18 protein-coding genes are annotated in these 19,083 nt (G+C 47.9%); 9 read left to right on the top strand and 9 right to left on the bottom strand.

The window, feature by feature from the left end; all coding sequences use genetic code 11:
• Positions 1–8: 8 nt before the first annotated feature.
• The 3 genes from QWY30_RS12290 to QWY30_RS12280 are packed head-to-tail and all read right to left on the bottom strand — an operon-like array spanning position 9 to position 2,934.
• On the bottom strand, positions 9–863 hold the full coding sequence (locus tag QWY30_RS12290) for a phosphonate ABC transporter ATP-binding protein (protein WP_290241456.1): 855 nt from the start codon (positions 861–863) through the stop codon (positions 9–11).
• Positions 860–1,669 carry a UDP-2,3-diacylglucosamine diphosphatase gene (locus QWY30_RS12285; protein WP_290241454.1) on the bottom strand — a complete coding sequence of 270 codons (810 nt, stop codon included), beginning with the start codon at positions 1,667–1,669 and terminating at the stop codon, positions 860–862. Before QWY30_RS12285 ends, QWY30_RS12290 begins: the two co-directional genes overlap by 4 nt.
• Positions 1,670–1,701: 32 nt before the next feature.
• The gene (locus QWY30_RS12280; RefSeq protein WP_290241453.1) at positions 1,702–2,934 is read right to left on the bottom strand and encodes a glycosyltransferase family 4 protein; all 1,233 of its coding nucleotides are present in this window, start codon (positions 2,932–2,934) and stop codon (positions 1,702–1,704) included.
• Positions 2,935–3,141: 207 nt separating this feature from the next.
• Between QWY30_RS12280 and QWY30_RS12275 the strand changes: the two genes are divergently transcribed.
• Positions 3,142–3,747, top strand: a complete 606-nt coding sequence (locus tag QWY30_RS12275) for a hypothetical protein (protein ID WP_290241451.1) — start codon at positions 3,142–3,144, stop codon at positions 3,745–3,747.
• Here the strand turns inward: QWY30_RS12275 and QWY30_RS12270 are convergent.
• Positions 3,740–5,413: an aminotransferase class III-fold pyridoxal phosphate-dependent enzyme gene (locus QWY30_RS12270; protein ID WP_290241449.1), complete on the bottom strand. Its 1,674-nt coding sequence runs from the start codon at positions 5,411–5,413 to the stop codon at positions 3,740–3,742. The genes QWY30_RS12275 and QWY30_RS12270 overlap by 8 nt on opposite strands.
• 52 nt (positions 5,414–5,465) lie before the next feature.
• On the opposite strand from QWY30_RS12270, the gene asd reads away from it, so the two are divergent.
• Positions 5,466–6,341 (top strand): archaetidylserine decarboxylase, encoded by an 876-nt coding sequence (asd, locus tag QWY30_RS12265; RefSeq protein ID WP_290241446.1) that lies wholly within the window; start codon positions 5,466–5,468, stop codon positions 6,339–6,341.
• On the opposite strand, the gene QWY30_RS12260 is transcribed toward asd, so the two are convergent.
• Complete coding sequence (locus tag QWY30_RS12260) at positions 6,336–7,118, bottom strand: GNAT family N-acetyltransferase (RefSeq protein ID WP_290241444.1); 783 nt, start codon at positions 7,116–7,118, stop codon at positions 6,336–6,338. The genes asd and QWY30_RS12260 overlap by 6 nt on opposite strands.
• Positions 7,119–7,288: 170 nt before the next feature.
• Between QWY30_RS12260 and QWY30_RS12255 the strand changes: the two genes are divergently transcribed.
• From QWY30_RS12255 to phoR, 4 genes are all read left to right on the top strand, one after another.
• Complete coding sequence (locus QWY30_RS12255) at positions 7,289–9,505, top strand: PhoX family protein (RefSeq protein WP_290241442.1); 2,217 nt, start codon at positions 7,289–7,291, stop codon at positions 9,503–9,505.
• A 105-nt stretch (positions 9,506–9,610) separates the two neighbouring features.
• Entirely contained in the window at positions 9,611–10,318 is a 708-nt protein-coding gene (gene phoU / locus QWY30_RS12250; RefSeq protein WP_290241440.1) for a phosphate signaling complex protein PhoU, read from the top strand.
• A 7-nt stretch (positions 10,319–10,325) separates the two neighbouring features.
• Complete coding sequence (gene phoB, locus QWY30_RS12245) at positions 10,326–11,063, top strand: phosphate regulon transcriptional regulator PhoB (RefSeq protein ID WP_290241438.1); 738 nt, start codon at positions 10,326–10,328, stop codon at positions 11,061–11,063.
• A 27-nt stretch (positions 11,064–11,090) separates the two neighbouring features.
• Complete coding sequence (gene phoR / locus QWY30_RS12240; protein WP_290241436.1) at positions 11,091–12,386, top strand: phosphate regulon sensor histidine kinase PhoR; 1,296 nt, start codon at positions 11,091–11,093, stop codon at positions 12,384–12,386.
• Between the two features lie 3 nt (positions 12,387–12,389).
• On the opposite strand, the gene QWY30_RS12235 is transcribed toward phoR, so the two are convergent.
• Positions 12,390–12,704 (bottom strand): hypothetical protein, encoded by a 315-nt coding sequence (locus tag QWY30_RS12235; protein WP_290241434.1) that lies wholly within the window; start codon positions 12,702–12,704, stop codon positions 12,390–12,392.
• Positions 12,705–12,857: 153 nt separating this feature from the next.
• On the opposite strand from QWY30_RS12235, the gene QWY30_RS12230 reads away from it, so the two are divergent.
• Both QWY30_RS12230 and QWY30_RS12225 read left to right on the top strand, forming a co-directional pair.
• On the top strand, positions 12,858–14,306 hold the full coding sequence (locus QWY30_RS12230; protein ID WP_290241432.1) for a sensor histidine kinase: 1,449 nt from the start codon (positions 12,858–12,860) through the stop codon (positions 14,304–14,306).
• A gap of 63 nt (positions 14,307–14,369) precedes the next feature.
• Positions 14,370–15,176 (top strand): transporter, encoded by an 807-nt coding sequence (locus QWY30_RS12225; protein WP_290241430.1) that lies wholly within the window; start codon positions 14,370–14,372, stop codon positions 15,174–15,176.
• A gap of 15 nt (positions 15,177–15,191) precedes the next feature.
• Here the strand turns inward: QWY30_RS12225 and QWY30_RS12220 are convergent, their stop codons facing one another.
• The 3 genes from QWY30_RS12220 to QWY30_RS12210 all read right to left on the bottom strand — a co-directional run bounded on the left by QWY30_RS12220 (position 15,192) and on the right by QWY30_RS12210 (position 17,949).
• Positions 15,192–15,539 carry a winged helix-turn-helix domain-containing protein gene (locus QWY30_RS12220; RefSeq protein WP_290241428.1) on the bottom strand — a complete coding sequence of 116 codons (348 nt, stop codon included), beginning with the start codon at positions 15,537–15,539 and terminating at the stop codon, positions 15,192–15,194.
• A gap of 67 nt (positions 15,540–15,606) precedes the next feature.
• Positions 15,607–16,944 (bottom strand): ferredoxin reductase family protein, encoded by a 1,338-nt coding sequence (locus QWY30_RS12215; RefSeq protein WP_290241425.1) that lies wholly within the window; start codon positions 16,942–16,944, stop codon positions 15,607–15,609.
• Between the two features lie 18 nt (positions 16,945–16,962).
• A complete protein-coding gene (locus QWY30_RS12210; RefSeq protein ID WP_290241423.1) occupies positions 16,963–17,949 on the bottom strand; it encodes a Bug family tripartite tricarboxylate transporter substrate binding protein in 987 nt (328 codons plus the stop codon).
• Positions 17,950–18,088: 139 nt separating this feature from the next.
• Here QWY30_RS12210 and QWY30_RS12205 point away from each other — a divergent pair, with 139 nt between their 5' ends.
• A complete protein-coding gene (locus QWY30_RS12205) occupies positions 18,089–19,069 on the top strand; it encodes a Bug family tripartite tricarboxylate transporter substrate binding protein (protein ID WP_290241421.1) in 981 nt (326 codons plus the stop codon).
• Positions 19,070–19,083 lie beyond the last annotated feature (14 nt).

The following is a 19,083-nucleotide window of genomic DNA, read 5'->3' as shown; positions in this document are numbered from 1 at the left end:
ACTCCAGATTAGGCGCTGAGTAATGTTGGGTACTTCTCTGACATTGATGGGTTGATTAAATATGAGTCAGTGACAATCTCTTGCGCATCCGATCCATATAAATCCTGTAATCGGTGCGCTGTGAGGTCTGCTACGGGGCCGTCATAAATCATTCGTCCTTTGCGCATTCCCAAAGCGCGGTGACAATATGTTTGAGCGATTGAAATCTGATGCAAACTGACAAGTAGCGTCATACCAAGATCCTGCGTGAGTCCAAAAAGGACATCCATGACTTTTTTCGCAGAGGAGGGATCTAGCGATGCGACTGGCTCGTCCGCGAGCAATAATGTTGATCCGCGCAGTAGTGCGCGAGCCACGGCAACCCGTTGTTGCTGGCCTCCCGATAATGTCGAGGCACGCTGATAGGCTTGAGGGCCCAGACCAACCTTGTCGAGGCATTCAATCGCTGCAACTCTTTCAGCTTCGGTAAACCGTCTAAGCAACACATCCGTTAATGATTTATTGGCCACGCAACCTATGAGTACGTTTGTGATGACGTCGAGTTGGCCAACTAAATTGAATTGTTGAAATACAACGCCTATTGTTTTACGAATTTCACGGATCTGCGGGGAGAATTTATTATCCTCATAGAGGTGTCGATCATTCACGCTAATTGAACCGCTTCCAGGATCAATTTTCTCCAAGCCGCAAAGCATTCGAATGAGTGTGGATTTGCCAGATCCGGAAGCGCCGAGAAGAGCAACAGATTCTCCTTTTGCAATCGAAAAACTTACGTCATCCACTGCAAGATATTTTGAGCGACCAAAACTATGGTTATTGAATGTTTTTGAAATATTCTTGATTTCTAATAAAGGTGCGCTCATACAATGAGTTCCTCTTCGACACTTTTGTTAATACTCGACCTGTAGGGCCAATGAACGATTTTCAATTCGCCAGTGTGGGTTTCGACAATGGCCGAAAGACTTTCTACCCAATCCCCATCGTTGCAATACAAAACGCCATTGATTTGACGAATTTCAGGACGATGGATATGCCCACACAACACACCGTCATAACCACGTCTCTTGGCTTCTTCGGTCAGAATAGTTTCAAATTGCGTAATGAAAGAAACAGCATTTTTGACGCGATGTTTCAGATACTGGGACAGAGACCAATAAGACAGTCCAAACTTGTGGCGCAAATGGTTGAACGTGTTGTTGACTTTTAAAATAAAGTTATAAAGCGAGTCACCTAAGTAAGCGAGCCACTTGGCATGCTTGATAATCCCGTCAAACAAGTCGCCATGTGTAATCCAGATTTTTCTCCCATCGAGAAGCTCGTGCGTCGCTTCATCGACAATTGCGATATCTCCAAATGCCATACCTGCGAAGGGGCGAAGTGCTTCGTCGTGGTTCCCCGCGATATAGATCACTTTTGTACCTTTCCTGGATTTTCTCAATATTTTTTGAATGACGTCATTATGGCTTTGGCGCCAATACCACCCTCTCTTGAGTTGCCAACCGTCAATAATGTCGCCTACAAGATAAAGATGTTCTGATTCATTGAATTTCAGAAAATCAACTAAATATTCGGCCTTGCAGCCCGGAGTTCCCAAATGAACGTCCGAAATCCATATGGCTCGGTATCGCTCGTGACATTGATCTGGAATCGAAAATTCAGTTGAATTCATGCAACTGAGTATGCTCAGACAACATGACGTTTTTATGTCGGGATGATGAATTTATCGTGACATGCGAGAGAATTACTCTTTTCGTTTATAAGTTCATGCCAGATATTTTCTGTTCTTCGAACGATTTCCTCCCATGAGTGTTCTTTAGCAGTGGTGATTGCTGAGCAGCCTAATCGGCGGATGAGGGATTGATTCAAAATCGTTGAAGTGACGGCCTGTATAAAGGCACTTTCATTGCCAGGCTCGATGGTGATTCCGTTTTTTCCTGATTCGATCAGTTGACCTGCAGCCGCGTGCTTGTAGGCAATAACAGCCAATCCGCTTGCCATGGCTTCAATCGTGACATTTCCGAATGTTTCAGTCAGACTTGGAAATACAAAGATATCCGCGCTTGCATAGTGTTCAGCAAGTTCTTGACCGCTTTTTTTCCCTACAAAAATGGCTTCAGGACATTTTTTTTGCAGAGACTCTCTCATTGGACCATCTCCAACGACGATAAGCTTGACACTTGAATCGATATTTCTTGCTTGTTCAAAGCTGCTGATCATCAGCTCTAGATTTTTCTCTACCGCGAGTCGACCTACGGAAAGAAGAACAATATCGGTTGGAAGAGCACCCCATGATTCTCGTAATTGAGTGGATCGCAACGCATCTGAAAATTGATGCGTATCGACTCCCCTTGGAATGACTTTGAGGTTTAACAGTCCCGAATCCTGGAGTTCAGTCTTGAGTTTTTCCGTTGGCACCATCGTGCAGTTGGTTGCATTATGGAAATACTTCATATATCCCATGATCACGGGCTCTAGAAACCCAAGTTTGTACAAGGAGCTATATGCATGAAAGTTAGTCCTGAAATCGGAGGTGACAGGGATGCCTAGCCCAGAGGCCGCTTTTAATGCAGACCAGCCAAGTGGACCTTCTGTCGCGATATGAACAACATCTGGTCGTCTCTGTTCCCACCGGTTGGTCAATCTTCGCTGTGCTGGCATTCCCATGCGCAATTCGCGGTATAGAGGGATGGGCAGGGACTTGACCAAGAAATCTGATTGATTTTGTTTGTGTTGAGAGATGATTTGATCTGTCACCTGTCTGGGTCTGACAACCTCGACATGATGTTTGGATTTTCTCAATCCTTTCACTAGCATTGAGATGGTGTGGGCAACGCCATTTATCTCTGGTGGATAGGTTTCGGTGACAACTTCAATATGAAGCGGTGAAACTGAGTGCGAGCGAACTGATTCGTTTGGCTGATTGTTCACTGACATGGCTAGGTATCCAAGTTGAGTGATCTTCACTCTAATAGGACTCTATAACCGTTTGATGACAGTATTAGTTTTATTCACATTGTCATGACAACTTAACATCCATGGTTCAGTCTTAAGCCTGAAGTGCCTCGTTATCAACTGAAGTGCAAATCAATGGATGGATACATTCATTGATCATATTGAAATAATTTATGAATGGAGTCCTCTATGCAAAAACTCATGGGACAGCTTGCTGTTCAGCGTTGGGATGATCATCGTCTCTATCACCACAGCAGAATTAATCAAAGTCTTCATTTAATTAGTGCGCTTTCTTTTATTTTTTCATACGTTATGCTGTTTATTAATCCTGTCATCGCTTCTCTTGTTGCTTGGCTAGTTTCTATGACAACGAGACAAGCGGGGCATTTTTTCTTTGAACCAAGAGGTTATGACTATGTCAACAATATGACTGATGCCCATAAAGAAGACATAAAAGTTGGCTACAACATCCACAGAAAAATAGTGTTGATGAGTATTTGGGCGGCAATTCCTTTCATTGCATACATTTATCCGACAGCGCTTGTTTGGGCCGTATCGGATCGCTATCATGACCTCGTGAGTATCACTGCTTTCTGGTGGTTGTACTTGGGTGCTGCAGGAATGCTGTTTCGGATGCTCCAGTTGGCCGTGCAAGATCATCCACTGAGTGCGCTGGCTTGGGGGGTCAAAATATTGACGGATCCATTCCATGATGTGAAGCTTTACTACAAGTCTCCTTTTTTTCTCTTAAAAGGCGAAATGATTGATCCCATGACTCACGTGCAGTCTAAGTAGTCTCTTTCATTTTCAGTCGCGCTTTGAGCAGTTCGAGCGCGACTGAACGTTTGATATGTTGATTAGTTTGCGTTTCTGGCACCCACCACCATCCGTCTCTTTGCATGGCACTGGCGGCCGAGACGAAGCGTCTACAAAACTCTGAAAAATCTTCGTCAGTAAAGGCGAGATTAAATATCAATCTCCCCGTTCCTACCCAGCTTAGGCAAATTCCCTCTCTTCGCAGATAAAACTGAAGCATCCAGTTGAAGCGACTCGGTACGTTGAAAATCACAGTCCATATGGTACTCATTGAAACCATTTTTAACGGGAGATTGAGCCGTTCAAGTTCAGTATTGATTTGATTGTGTCTGTTTTCCCACACAGAATCCATAGTTGCATAAATTTTTTGAATCTCAGGTTCTTCTATTTTCTTAAGAAAACTATTCATTGCGCCCATGACATACGGATTTGCATTGAATGTTCCACGCGAAAAGCAAATATCCGCCGGATTGTCTTCGCGATAGCGTTTCATGATCTCAGATCGGCCACACAGGACTCCAATCGGTAATCCTCCACCCAGAGTTTTCCCGTAAGTGACGAGATCCGCTTGAATGCCAAAGTACTCCTGGGCACCCCCGTGCGCCAGTCTAAAGCCTAAAAAGACCTCATCCATGATGAGGATAATTTTTCTCTTTGTGCATACGGCTCTTACTTCCTGGAGCCATTCTGTGTAAGCTTGTCGATCGTAATGTGCGGATCTTGATCCATCTATGAGAGTGGAATCGACAGGAGCAGAGCGATTAGGATGCATACCTTGAATTGGGTTGATCAGTATGCAGGCGATATCTTTACGTCGACGTAGGACACGTAATGTGTTTTCATGCATGTCTCTGAGTGTCAGGGTGTCAGAAGAGGGTGGCATCGGATTGCCCGGGCCGGGTTGTACATCGTCCCACCAGCCATGGTATGCGCTCGTCAAGCGAACGATTTTTCTCCGACGCGTATGATATCTGGCGACTCTAACAGCCTGCATGACAGCCTCTGTGCCAGACATGTGAAAAGTGACTTCGTCCATACCGGAGATTTTTGTGATGCGTCGCGCATTGTCCAGAACGCAAGGGTGATAGCCACCGAGCACTGGACCAAGCGCCTCGACTGTCGCCGAGCCTTCTTTGATGCACTCTTTGTAAAAGTCTTGACCAAACAGGTTCACTCCGTAGGCTCCGCTGACATCGATGTAACGTTGTTGATCAAGGTCAGTGATCCACACCCCATTTGTATGGTGATAAAAACTCCCTAACAAAATATTTTTTTCAATAATTTTTTGGAATTGAAAGGGAACCCGGTACCTCCCAGTGAGTTGAAGATCTGATAACAATTCTTTTGCTTGCTGCGTCATGACAAGCGTTTGGGGACTTTTTATTCTCAATGATTGGCATAAAGACTCAAATGCAGCTTTCCGTTGAATAACAATATTTTCGGGTGCATGGTCGATGGCGAGCCATTCATTTTCTTTGTATGAATATCCTTTGATCCATCCGGATATTCGTTTTGCCCAGCGCAAGTGCCCATTAAGTCCTGGTGATTTCGCTAGCGATAACTGTATGCGTTGCACGAATGCCGCACCCGCCCACAAGGCGAGTATTGTCACAATAGCGTATTGGAATAGTTGCAGAATGGTCATGTTTGGAAGTCCTGGCATCAAGGCTTTCTTTTTATACAGACTGCATGACTAAATGATGAAAATCGCTCAAACCATCAGAAATATATTTGCGAACGAGGATTTAAATTTTTTGCTAACCAATCGAATTCCAAGGCATGCCTTGACTGTTTTCATAGGTTGGTTCAGCAAAATTGAGTCAGCATGGATTCGAGATCTCTCCATTTTTATATGGAGAATCTTTACAGATTTAGATCTCTCTGAAGCCAAAAAGACTCAATTTAAAAGTCTTCATGATTGTTTCATCAGAGAGTTGAAAGAGGGTGCGCGTCCAATCAATGATGCTGAGAGTGTCCTGATCAGTCCGAGCGACGGAATCGTGGGAGAGTGTGGCATCATCAAAAACGGGCAGGTTTTTCAGGCTAAAGGCTTTCCCTACCAAATCTCCGACTTATTAGGATCCCATATCGACCCAGTCAGTCTCGAGGGCGGGGTTTATGTCACGTTGCGGTTGACTTCTGCGATGTATCATCGATTTCATGCGCCTTACTCTGGTGTGATTGATCGTGTGGTCTATCACTCAGGCGATACATGGAACGTCAATCCTGTCGCGTTGAAAAGAATAGAGAATTTATTCTGTAAAAATGAACGGGCTGCGATTTCCATGCAAATCGCGGCGGGTCGATACAAAATTTATCTGGTCCCGGTTGCCGCGATACTGGTCGCAAGTATTCGCTTGCATGGTCTAGACGTCACTTTAAATAGCCATTACAGAGGGAGTCATCATCTGAAATGCGCACTTCCATGCGTCAAGGGCGAGCAACTCGGTTGGTTTGAGCACGGTTCAACAATCATTTTGTTCGCCCCATCTGGTTTTTCACTCGCGCCAAATATCGCGAACGGTATCACGATCAAAATGGGTACTGCTCTTTTTCAGCTACCGCCGTTATGATGGGTCGAAACCCAGTCGCTTTCTGTAGCGTGGATTCATCTGCGAAACGGTTAGTAGCATGGGAAAGTCGACTGTATTAAAGTCGGGATCCCAGGCGGGTTCACCACAAACCTTGACGCCGAGTTTTAGGTATCCATCGATCAGGGCGGGAACGTTTGCGGGAAGCTCTGGGTTGACCTGTTCAATCGGGTAAGGGTGGTGGGGTGTGACTTTCAAGCCATGATCTTGCTGGGGGTACTCTCTGACACTGCGCCAGACTTCAGCTGCAGTGACTCCGTCATCGCGTAGGCTGACGCTTGCGCAACCCAGTACATATTGATAATTGTTCTTCCTGATAATTTCAGATAATCCTGTCCACAACATCATGAGGGTTGGGCCGCTGCGGTAGTCTTCATCTATGCACGCTCGTCCAAACTCCACGATTTCATGTCTGATTGAATCCAGTCCTGCGAGATCAAACTCCGATTCGGAGTAATAGCCACCTGCCTGGACTGCCTGTTCGGGTCTTAGCAATCTATACGTTCCAACTACCTGCTGAGTCGTCTGATCGCGTACCAGCAAATGGTCACACCACTGGTCGTATTTGTCTTGATCGATATCTGTGGAAGACCCTTCAAATATTGCACCATATTCCTTGCTAAAAACGGCATGTCTTAATCTTTGCGCTTCCTCGATTTCTAATGCTGTTTTTGCAATGCCAACAGAAAGAGACGAGTTGCTTTTATTATTTTGTTGATGGATACGAAAGTCATTTTTAGCGGGGATTTGGATCAGCATTGTCTGGTATCTCCGTTCGACAACGTGATGATCAAAGACTTGGATTTCATTTCAATGACTATTCAGTGAAATTTTTATGACGTTTGACTGTCATCACGATGTCATGTTTCTTGTGTGTACTAACTTTTGAATGAATTGATGTGATCCGCACCAACTCCAAGGATTGAAAGATGAGTCAGAACAAAGTGAATGCAAATTTTCAGACTGTTTTAGGACAGGCACTCAGTAGTCCCGCAAGAAGAATGGTGCTTAAAGGTGGTTTGGGTTTGAGTGCTCTCGCCCTATTGCCTGAAACATTGCAATCCGCCTTTGCCTCTCCCGTGACTGGAAATGTTCAGTCAGGTCTTGGATTTCATCCGGTCGATAAAAGTCTGTTGGATGATGTGCTTCTGCCGCCCGGATATCGATATTCGATTTTGCATGCGACGGGTGATGGAATGATGCCTGGCGTTGCTCCATACTCCAATGCAGGTATTGAGTCAGACGACTGGTCAGGTCGTATTGGCGATCATCATGATGGTATGGAATTGTTCTATGTCGATGACAAGGGTCGATATTCAGCCAAAGCTACGGATCGAGCTGTTTTGTGTGTGAATCATGAAAGTTCCGCAGATGCTCATTTTTTACATCCCAAAGGTCAGACATCCGCGGGTTCAACTGGTAAGAAATTTGACCAGTTCGGTGCGTGGGACCTGGGTGATCGACCCGAAACAGAAGTCATCAAGGAAATCAACTTGCATGGTGTTTCTATCGTGGAGTTGGTTCGAGAGGGCAACGGCTGGAGGTATCGTGTTGACGGCTCGTTGAATCGTCGGATTACCCCCGAGACAAAGATGTTGATGGCTGGCCCATCTGATAGTCTCCATCAAATCAACCGATACATGAGCACCCGTTACGATCCGACGGGTCAATCTAGTCGCGGAACATTGAATAACTGTGGCCATGGGAAGACGCCTTGGGGAACATATCTGACTTGCGAAGAAAATTGGGCGCGTTATTTTCAAATCACTCCCGAATCTGCACCTCTGCAACCCAAACAAATCGCTGCGCTCAAGCGCTATGGTGTTGCTTCCCAGCCACTGAGTAAAGATTTAAAAAAGGCATACAGTCAGGGTTGGCATACTGTCTCATCGAAGGATGACCGTTTCGCTCGCTGGAATATTGCACTGTTAAGCGCTTCGCCAGAGGGTGATTTCCGACAAGAAGCCAATACCTTTGGTTTTAATGTGGAAATTGATCCGTTGGAGCCAAGCTCAATGCCGGTCAAGCGCACCGCGATGGGTCGCTTTGCCCACGAGGCGGCGGTGTGTGCCGAACCCAAAGCAGGAGAGCCGCTTGCCTTTTATATGGGATGCGATTCTGTTAACGAGTACATCTATAAATATGTATCTGAAGCACGATGGGATCCCGCTGATGTTGGCGGCGGGATTCGAGTGGGGGATAAATATCTGAACGATGGTCGGCTGTATGCAGCCCGTTTTAATGCGGATGGCACGGGCGAGTGGCTCGAGCTGACATTCCAGGACCCAAAGATTCAGTCTTTCGGGGGGTATCGATTCTCTAACCAGGCAGACGTTCTCGTGCATGCACGATTGGCCGCCGATGCGGTGGGTGCGACCCCTATGGATCGCCCGGAATGGGGCGCGGTCAATTATCGTAATGGCGATATTTACTTTGCGCTTACAAACAATAGTGCAGCGAACCGAACGCCCGCTAAAGTTAACGCGGCGAATCCGCGTGCCTATAAAGATCCCGATGGAATCAAGAGGGCTGGTAATCCTCACGGTCATATCATACGGTTCCGCGAGCAAGATGTTCGTTCAAATGCCAAGGTTTTTTCATGGGATATTTTCCTTTTTGGCGCAGAAGAGGACGATCCTCGTTCGAATTTGTCAGGTCTCACTGCAGCGAACTCTTTTTCCTCACCGGATGGCCTTTGGTTTAGCCGGGCGACGGGAATATGCTGGATTCAAACCGATGATGGTGCGATGACCGATGAAAGTAACTGCATGATGTTGGCAGCCATTCCCGGATCAGTCGGGGATGGCGAGAAGCTGACTGTCGCCAACTCAATGCAAGTTGGCTCCGAGAAGTTGGATGGATCCCAAGAAACATTCGTTGGCGCGACACTTGGCGAGGCTCGCCTGAGGCGGTTCTTGGTGGCACCAAGGGGGGCTGAGGTCACCGGACTGACTGAGACTGAGGACGGTCGAACGCTTTTTGTGAATATTCAGCATCCTGGCGAGAAAACGCCTGCCTTGGGCGGCAAGGATCAATTTTCCCTTGAAAGCGCCTGGCCGGGTAATCAAGGATATGGACAGCCCGGCAGGCCGCGTTCTGCCACGATCATGATCCAGCGTGAAGATGGTGGGTTGATCGGGCTCTAGAGGGTTTCCCGTCATCAAATTGAAATATTGCATTGTTAACGTGTCGTGTATATTGTTTAGATTCCTTAATTGCCTTTTAGGCGGCTTTAGTTGACGGGAAATTTCATGTCAGACAAACACCTTTCATCGCAGTTCGATACCGAACTTAACGCTCTTTGTAGCAGTTTGCTTGAAATGGGTGGGATGGTCGAATCTCAGATACAGGATGCCACTCGAGCCTTTTCAGAAATGAACATCGAGTTGTGTAAGTCCGTGATTGATCGCGAAAAAACAATCAATACAAAAGAAATTGAGATTGATTTAGCCTGTACTGAAATCATTGCCAGAAGACAACCTACGGCCAGGGATTTGCGTCTGGTCATGGCCGTTTCCAAAGCCATTACAAATCTCGAGCGTGCGGGTGACGAGGCTGAAAAAGTCGCAAAACGTACGCGCCGAATCATTCGAAGTGGAGCAGAGCACAAGATTAATGTCGCAGAAATTATTATTTCTGGTCAGCTCGCGCTCAAGCAACTGCGTCAGAGTTTGGATGCATTTGCACGCTTAGACCGAGACGCGGCGGTTGAAATCGTGTTGGACGACCGGCAGATTGATGAAGAGTTCCGTGCTTTTGTGCGAAAGCTCACGTCATATATGACCGAGGATCCGCAAACGATTGCGACGGGTCTGGATATGTTGACGATCGCCAAGTCCATCGAGCGAATTGGCGATCATGCCAAAAATATTGCTGAGTTCGTTATTTACGTCGTTGGTGGCTACGATGTGAGACATTCCCCCAAAAGCGAATTGCATAAACGCGCCGCTGAGGAATAACTCGGTCATGACCCATCGTATTTTGATCGTCGAGGACGAGCTTTCTATTTCTGAATTGATCGCCATTAATCTGAAGCATGCTGGCTACGATGTCCAGCAAGCCTTTCAAACTGAAGAGGCAAACATTCAGGTGAAGGAGTCTTTACCTGACATGATGATTCTGGATTGGATGCTGCCAGGTAAATCTGGTGTTCAATATGCAAAAGAACTTCGCGCCAACGCGCTGACAGCAAGTATTCCTATTCTGATGTTGACCGCAAAGAGCGAAGAGGCTGACAAGGTTCAGGGGCTTGACTCGGGTGCGGACGACTACATGACCAAACCCTTTTCGACCAAAGAACTGGTGGCAAGGGTGAATGCTTTGTTGCGACGTCATAGCAGAGTACCCACAAATGATGATCTGATGGTTTTGGGTGCCTTGAGGCTTGATCCTGTCACTCACCGTGTGACGGCAGAGTGGCCTCACTCTACGCGTCGTGAGATTATTGTTGGACCGACAGAGTTTCGTCTTTTACAATTTTTAATGGGGGCCCCCGAGCGTGTTCATTCGCGTGCTCAGTTGCTCGATCAGGTTTGGGGTAACGAGGTCTTTATTGAAGAACGCACGGTCGATGTCCACATCAGACGACTACGCGTTGCACTGGCTGTCGCTAAGTGCGATGTGTATATCGAAACAGTGAGAGGTGTCGGGTATCGCGCGACAAGAAATCCAACGGCAGTGAGTTCTGACAACGATTTGACGTAGTCAATCACGCAGAAATGGTAACTCAGCATGACGCTTTATCTCGGCAGGTTCTTGGTATGGATTTCTATCGCAATCCTGATCGGCTGGTTAGTCGACATGGTTGCGGGATTTCCATTAGGCTTGCTTGTGGCGGTAGGCGTGATGGCAATACCAGTTGCCCGTAGTTATCACTATCTTTCAAAGCTACAAGAACTCAACTTACAGGACACAAGCAAATCAACGCCTCAGGCTTCTGGAGCTTGGGGGGATGCTTTTTCCAAAGTCGATCGTATTCTGATGGATGCACGGGGTCAGATTCAGTCATTGGAGACCCGCCATAATCGTTTTATTCAAGGTTTTCAGGCATCACCTAACGGTGTTGTGATGCTGGATGACGGTCTTCATATTGAATGGTGCAATGCAAGCGCTGAAAACTTTTTCGGCATCAATGCGCGCAAAGACAGCCTGCAAAATATTAGTTATCTGGTGCGCAATCCTGACTTTGTGAATTACCTCTCGATGCGTCGATTTGAAAATCCCATTGTTATTCAAAGGATGGGTTTTGCTCACGAGCTTTCCATTGCCGTTCAAGTCTTTCCTTTTGGTAGTGATCAATTGCTGTTACTCGCTCAAGATGTGACGGATCTCCAAAAAACGGAAGCAATGAGACGTGATTTTGTCGCCAATGTTTCGCATGAAATTCGAACACCTTTGACGGTTTTGATTGGTTTTCTGGAAACGATGCAATCCATTGAACTATCCGCTGAACAACGTAATCGTTACCTCAGTTTGATGATGACTCAGTCTTCACGGATGAAAAGTCTGGTTGAAGACCTGTTGACCCTTGCTAATTTAGAAGCCAATACATCTTTTGCTCCAATGCAGGAGTTTGATGTGAAAGCTGAGATGGCGAGTTTGAAAATAGACGCCGAAGCGCTCTCGGCCGGGCGACACAAGATTATTTTTGATGTGCTAACGGACACCGCACTCTACGGTGAACGCCGCGAGTTACATTCGGCTTTTAGTAATTTGATTTCGAACGCTATTCGTTATACCCCTGAGGGTGGGCAAATTACCGTTTCCTGGAGTCTGAGTCCAAGTCGTCACGGTATTTTTTCCGTCACGGATACAGGTCCTGGCATTGATGCCGTTCATCTTCCCCGAATAACCGAGCGTTTCTACCGTGTTGATGGGAGTCGCTCCCGTGACACGGGAGGCACTGGCTTGGGCCTTGCGATTGTCAAACACATCGCGACACGACACAACGCGCAGTTATTGATTACGAGTGTCGTGGGCGAGGGCAGTACATTCAAACTCAGATTTGCGCCGGAACGCCTGATTTAAAAATCAAAGAAACTGCACGCGTTTGGTAATTTGAGCGAGATCATTGCTCGCCGATTGGAGTACGCCAGCGGCCGATTCTGTGCCGCTGATTAAGCCTGCACCCGAAACGGGGGCTAAATTGTCGACTTTAAAGCGCGCATCTCCAGCTTTGGCTTTGATGAAACAGTCTTCATCAAAATACAGGCGGTCGCCATCATCATCGATTTCGTCGAAATCCACATTTTTAGCGCCAAGCAAGGTGGCGATTTCTTTTGATTCGCCGTTGAGTTCTACGCTGCTGATGGTGCGTGTGGCGGGGTCGATCAGGTATGCGCGCATGTCTTTTAAGTACTCCTGAGTTTATTGTGTGGCGATAGCATAGCTGACATGGTGATGTCCGCAAGCATAAGCCCTTTGGCTACTGCGGTTCGATAAATTTTGAATTAATGTAACGATATTATTTCACTCGATTCCCGGGTTCATGGATATAGCTTGAATATTGATATCGCTTCGCTTTATCTGATTTTGGCGCTTTTTTTCTTTCTGCTGCCTGTCGCAGTTTTTTTTGCGACGTCGGAATTTCGCGATCGTCAGGTGTATTGGTGGTGTGTGGGCGGCTTGGGGACAAGTCTGGGCTTCATGTTTGTCGGACTCAGAGGCGTCGTCCCGGATATCGTGAGTTTTTACTTGGCGCATGTATTCTTTGCGATTGGATTCAGTTTTCGCTCCTTGTCTTTACGGCTTGAGATGTCGATCAACATTCATCGTACGGCGCTGATTTATGCCGCGATTGGTTCGATTTATGTCATCGTTTTTTCACTACTCGTCTACACAAATGCGAGTGAGTTTTATCGCCTCAATTGGGTACATGGCTACCTTGTATTAATGTCCCTGGATCTGCTGTGGATCAGTCAATCGATTTATCACGAGCTTAAAAACAAGGGTGGCAAACTCATTGCTTGGATGGCTATCTTTATTTTGATTGGTTTGCTCGTGAGAATGGTGGGCTACACCACTGAACTCGGTGGTGTGGGGGTGTTTGAAAAAGGGACCGATCAATACATTGGCATCTTTTTCATCATGATCGGTTACGTATTGGGTAATTTCGGTTTTATTCAACTTCGCCTTGAAAAGCTCTGGGAATATAAAAAAGCTGTGGATGTTCAGCTGGCCGATACGCGCAGTAAAAATTTAACGCTTGAAGAGATCCTCGAAGAGAAAAACGAATTGATGCGAACACTTTCCCTGTCTGCCAAGGCAAACAGCATGGGAACGATGCTGGGAGCGATCGCGCATGAGATTAATCAGCCATTGGGCGCTATTCGAATCAATGCTGAGATGCTCTTGGCGTTAATCAGAAAATCCGGCGATCGCGAGGGTTTTCAAGAGGCGCTTGAACATATTTTGCAGGATAACGAACGTGCCGCGGTGGTGGTGTCTAGCCTGAGAAAGTTTTTCATCAAAGGATCAAGCGAGTTTGTCTCTGTCGATCTGAGTGAATTGATCGGTGATGTGTATCGTATTCTGTTGCCGGAAGCCCGTCTGCATGGTGTCAATTTGCGTGCAGAGATTGAGCCGGCATTGATGGTCAAGGCCGATCTGAATCAGTTGCAAATGGTGGCATTGAATCTGATCAACAACGCGATGGACGCTGTTGAGGGATTGGCAGGAGAAAAAAATATTTCTATACGCTTATATCAACAAGATAAACGAGTGATTCTTGAGGTCAGTGACAACGGACCGGGTGTGCCGAGCGATCGGGTGGCGACTATTTTTGAATTGTTCAATACGACCAAAGAGTTCGGCATGGGGATGGGACTCTGGCTGAGTCGTGCCATCATGGATTCGCACGAGGGGACGATCAGTCTGTTGAAGGGACCTGCAAACGAGACCTTGTTTCAAGTCTCACTGCCCATCTATTCCTTGGCCTATCAGAACTAATTGTATGGTCTTGTTTTTTTAAATCAGTTTTTTTTTTAAATATTTATTGATGTGGGGTATGTGTTGATTCGCTATTCTTTTCTTCGCTCAGCAGCACTCTTTGTTTTGATTCCGGCAATTTCCAGCACTGCATCCGCGCAGTCTAGCGGCAGTGAATCTGATCTGGCGGCCAAACTCACGAACCCTGTGGCGAATCTGATATCCGTTCCTTTTCAGTTCAACTATGATCGTGGAATCGGCGCTGACGGTAAAGGATCCTCGACCAGTTACATCTTTCAACCTGTCTTGCCGATTACATTAAATCCACGTTGGAACTATATTGTTCGACCTGTGATTTCAGCTGCCACGCAAAACGATGTCAATGGTTTCAGCGGAACGGGCGTGGGTCCGGCTGTGATCGAAACGTTCTTTTCGCCCAATACGCCAGGACCTTTTATCTGGGGTGTCGGTCCAGTGATATCGACTCCGTCGATGTCAGGAAATAATTTTGGGACGGCTCAAACCGGTGGTGGTGTGAGTGCAGTGGGTCTTTATATGAAAGAGCCCTGGACTTTCGGAATGCTGGCCTATCAAACATGGAGCATGGGTGGCTCGGATGTGGCCGGAACCGCCAATAATACGTACTGGCAACCTTTCGTCTCCTATGTGACCAAGAATGCCTGGACATACACCGTCAATACACAGTCCACCTTTAATTGGGATACACGCCGGGCCCAAAATCCGGTCAATGCGACTGTTTCCAAGCTCGTGATGTTCGATAAGATGCCTGTTTCTTTTTCTCTTGGCGCACGCTATTACCTTTCCAGTGTCCCGGGCGGACCAAGCGGATGGGGCGGACGCGCGAGTGTGACGTTCTTGTTTCCGAAATAAGCTGAACGCTGATTTTTACGGATGATCCATTCGGATCTTGTCAGTCAGCGCGCGCAGGAGTTTGGCGCTATGGGTTTCTGATTCTTGTTCGATCGTCCGGTAGAGATGGATCACTTCTTTGCCTGTTTCTGTAAGAGCCGTGCCACCTCCTTGCGCACCGCCTGTCGCCGCCTGTACGACGGGTTCTTTGAAGTAGTGATTCATGTGATCGACCAATAACCATGCCCGTCGATATGACATCCCAAGCTTGCGACCGGCTGCCGAAATTGAGCCTGTCTCGGCGATCGCCTCCAGGATGGCGATCTTGCCGGGTCCGATCGCGATTTCTTCACCATACTTGATCCGTAGACGAAATTGCGCCATAACGGTGGTGCGACTCGACGAGTCGTTCAATTCTTGCTTAGTAGATTTTGTTTTGGGCATCTTACGTTTAGCGCATTTCAAAAAGCTCTTGATGAAAACGACGTGATGCCAAACCTTCTTTGCACAGTCCTTGCTTGATTGCTTCTCCGAATCCTGTCGATCCACAGAACCAGACTGTGCAGTCATTGATGTTGGAGATGGCTGCCCGGATAATTTCTGCTGTCAGCGGAGGATTTTCGCCACTGATGCTGAGGTGCAGCGGTATGCCAGCCTGGCGGGTGAGTTGTTGGACAAGTTTGATCAGTGCGTAGTCCGAGGTTCGGGCGCTGTAAAAAAGAGCGATGGATGGTGACTGGGGTCCTTGCTCTGTGGCCAATGCTTCAAGGCGAGATAAAAAAGGCGTGATACCGATGCCGCCTGCGATCCATACCTGTGGACCACTCTCTGAGCTGAAATCAAACTTTCCGTAAGGACCTTCGATAGTGACGGCGTCTCCAACTTTGAGTGTGTGATTCAGCGTCCGAGTATAGTCACCAAGCTGTTTGATCAGAAAAGTCAGTTTGGCGTCATTCTTCCAACTTGAAGACAAGGTGAAGGGGTGATGGCCTTCTTTGGCGTCGAAGGTCACAAACGCGAATTGTCCCTCTTTGTGGCCCTCCCAAGGGGAGGTGAGAGTGACTTCAACTTCTGTGACTTTGCCATCCTCGTGGAATTTGAGCTGGCTGATCACTCCCGAGGTTCGGTGGTGTGAGCCAATTTTTTTAAAGAGCGAAATACAGGCTGCGGGCACGCCGGCGATGAGCAAGGCTGCGACAAACAGGCCGATGGGCGAAAGCCAGTCAATCTTTCCAAATAGCGCCAGTGTGTGAAAGGCCAGTATCAGGTAGATGATGGCCAGAATACGATGGGTTTTAAAAAAGTAACGGTAGGGAAATTTTTTCCATAGCGCCAGTACCGCCAAAATCAGGAGCAGGTAAAGCGCCCATTCGCCCAGATCTTTGGCGAGACTCTCGACAGGTTTGAAAAAATTGGGATGTTGAAAAAAATCAATGGTGCCTTTCGGAGTCGCGAAGTCGCCTCGTTCATAGACGCCTAATTCAACCAGCCAGTTGTATTTTTTGCTGAGCCAGTGTGCAAATGCGAACAGCGCGGCTGTGATGCCCAGCCATTTGTGTAAACGGTAATGCTTGTCGAGACCGCCAATCCAATTTTCGATCAGGCGCAAACGCATCGCGAGGATCACGCCAACGGTCATGGCAAAAAAGGACATGATTCCGGTGTAATACAGCACGGATTTGCGAAGCGCCCAGGGCGTGAGCGTACGCTCGACCTCAGTCAGGCTGATCCAATACAGTGCTGTGCCGAGCGTAATTAAAAAAATGAAAATCCATTTGATTCGCTTCATAGATACCGGAAAGCAGGGTTACTCTGAGCTGAGGTTGTTTTCTTGAATGATACGACCATAGCGGGCACGATCACTTTTGATGCGGGCATCGAATTGTTCCGGCGTCATGGGCCAGGGGGTCGCACCTTGTGTGACAAGCGTATTGAGTGTGTCGGGCATGGCAAGAACCTCACGCAGGTCTTCGGAAATCTTGTTGACGATCGCGGTTGGAGTACCCGCTGGCGCCAACATCCCGATCCACGACCCTGTATCAAAACCCGGGTAGCCGCTCTCGGCGATCGTGGGTAGATCAGGCAAAGCCGGTGAGCGGTTTGCGCTGGTAACGCCCAGGCCTTTAAGTTTGCCAGCTTTGACGTGTCCTGCTGACTCCAGGACAGTGCCAAAATAAATATTCACATGACCCGCCATGAGGTCGAGCGCGGCCGGACCACCGCCCTTGTACGCAACGTGCAGCATTTTTGCGCCCGACGCTTGTTGAAAAATTTCACCTGCCAAGTGTGGCGCACCACCCGCACCAGAGCTTGCAAAAGTAATCTTGCCGGGTTCTTTCTTTGCTGCGTCCACCACATCCTTGACATTTTTCCATGGCAAAGAAGGTGTGACCAGCATGACCAACGGCAGTTCGGCGATCATCCCGATCGGTGCGAACGCCTTGTCAGGATCGTAGGGCATTTTTTTATAAAGAGCAGGATTGACGGACTGCGTGCCCACATTTCCGACGAGCAGGGTGTATCCGTCCGGCTTGGCTTTCGCAACGAGCTCGGCGCCTACACGTCCGGCCGCACCTCCCCGGTTTTCGACAATGACCGGTTGTCCCCATTTGAGGGAAAGCTTTTGCGCGACGAGTCTGGCACCCACGTCCGTACCTCCGCCCGGTGGAAATGGCACGACAATCGTGACAGGTCGACTGGGGTAGGGGGCAGGTGATTGGGCGTGCGCGTTCAAAGAAGCGAACGTGACCAATGTGGAAAAAAATAATGCCGATGTGCGTAAACCTGCATGCATGTTGTCTCCGGTCCGTGATTGTCATTCGAGGATGACGTTATATTATTGAAACAATCCTCTTAGAGGATGCTTGATCCTAGTATATTAGGGAAGCATTCTGGGACCTATTAAAAAAATATTCGAAAAATTGGAGACAAGCATGATTCGTCGTAAAGTTTTAGCAACAATGCTCGCGGTATTGGGTACAAGCTTGAGTGCCTCCGCATTTGCGCAAGCCAATGTCACTTTCACCAAGCCTGTCAAAATCGTTGTTCCTTTCGCACCAGGTGGAACCTCGGATATTTTGGCTCGGATGATCGCGCCCAAGCTGTCGCTCACTCTCAAACAAACTGTCGTGGTCGAAAATCGTCCAGGTGCCGCAGGTAACCTCGGGGCCTCCATCGTGGCGAAGTCCGATCCCGACGGTCACACACTTTTGCTCATGGATCTCTCCTCGCTGGCGGTCGCACCGCATCTTTACACAACCTTGACGTACAACCCGGTCAAGGATCTCGCGCCTGTTTCGATGATCAGTTTTTCCCCCTATTTACTGGCCGTCAATCCTAAGCTTGGCGTGAAATCGGTTGAGGAGCTCCTCGCCTATGGCAAGAAAAATCCAGACAAACTGGTGTTTGCCCATGCGGGTGTCGGCTCGGGTAATCAGATTGTCGGGCTGGAGTTGGCCAAATACTGGGGCATTCAGTGGGTCACCGTACCCTACAAGGGCGGTTCTGCCGCGATCAATGCGGTTCTGGCGGGTGAAGCCAATGTGATCGTCAACGGCTCGACGGCGACCTTGCCTTACGTCAAAAACGGTCAGTTGGTGGCGCTGGCGGTCAGTGGCGACAAGCGTTTTGAGTCCTTGCCCAATGTGCCCACATACAAAGAACTGAAACTGCCAGCGGCCGACAGTGGAAGTTGGCAAGGGGTTCTGGTGGCGTCAGGTACGCCAGCGCCTGTCGTGGCAAAGTTGAACACTGAAATCAATGCAATCCTGCGCGATCCCGAGGTTGTCTCGCGCATAGCTGCCCAGGGCGCTTCACCCGTTCCCATGACGCCTCAAGCACTTGCCAAATGGATGCAGGAGTCCTCGGTCAACTTTGGCAAAGTGATTCGTGAAAACAACTTGAAGATCGAGTAATTCAGTCCATAATT

This window comes from Zwartia panacis, assembly GCF_030410395.1.
Classification (GTDB): Bacteria; Pseudomonadota; Gammaproteobacteria; order Burkholderiales; family Burkholderiaceae_B; genus Zwartia; species Zwartia panacis.
Note: the sequence above shows the minus strand (reverse complement) of the source record. Positions and strands in the feature narration are given on the sequence as shown.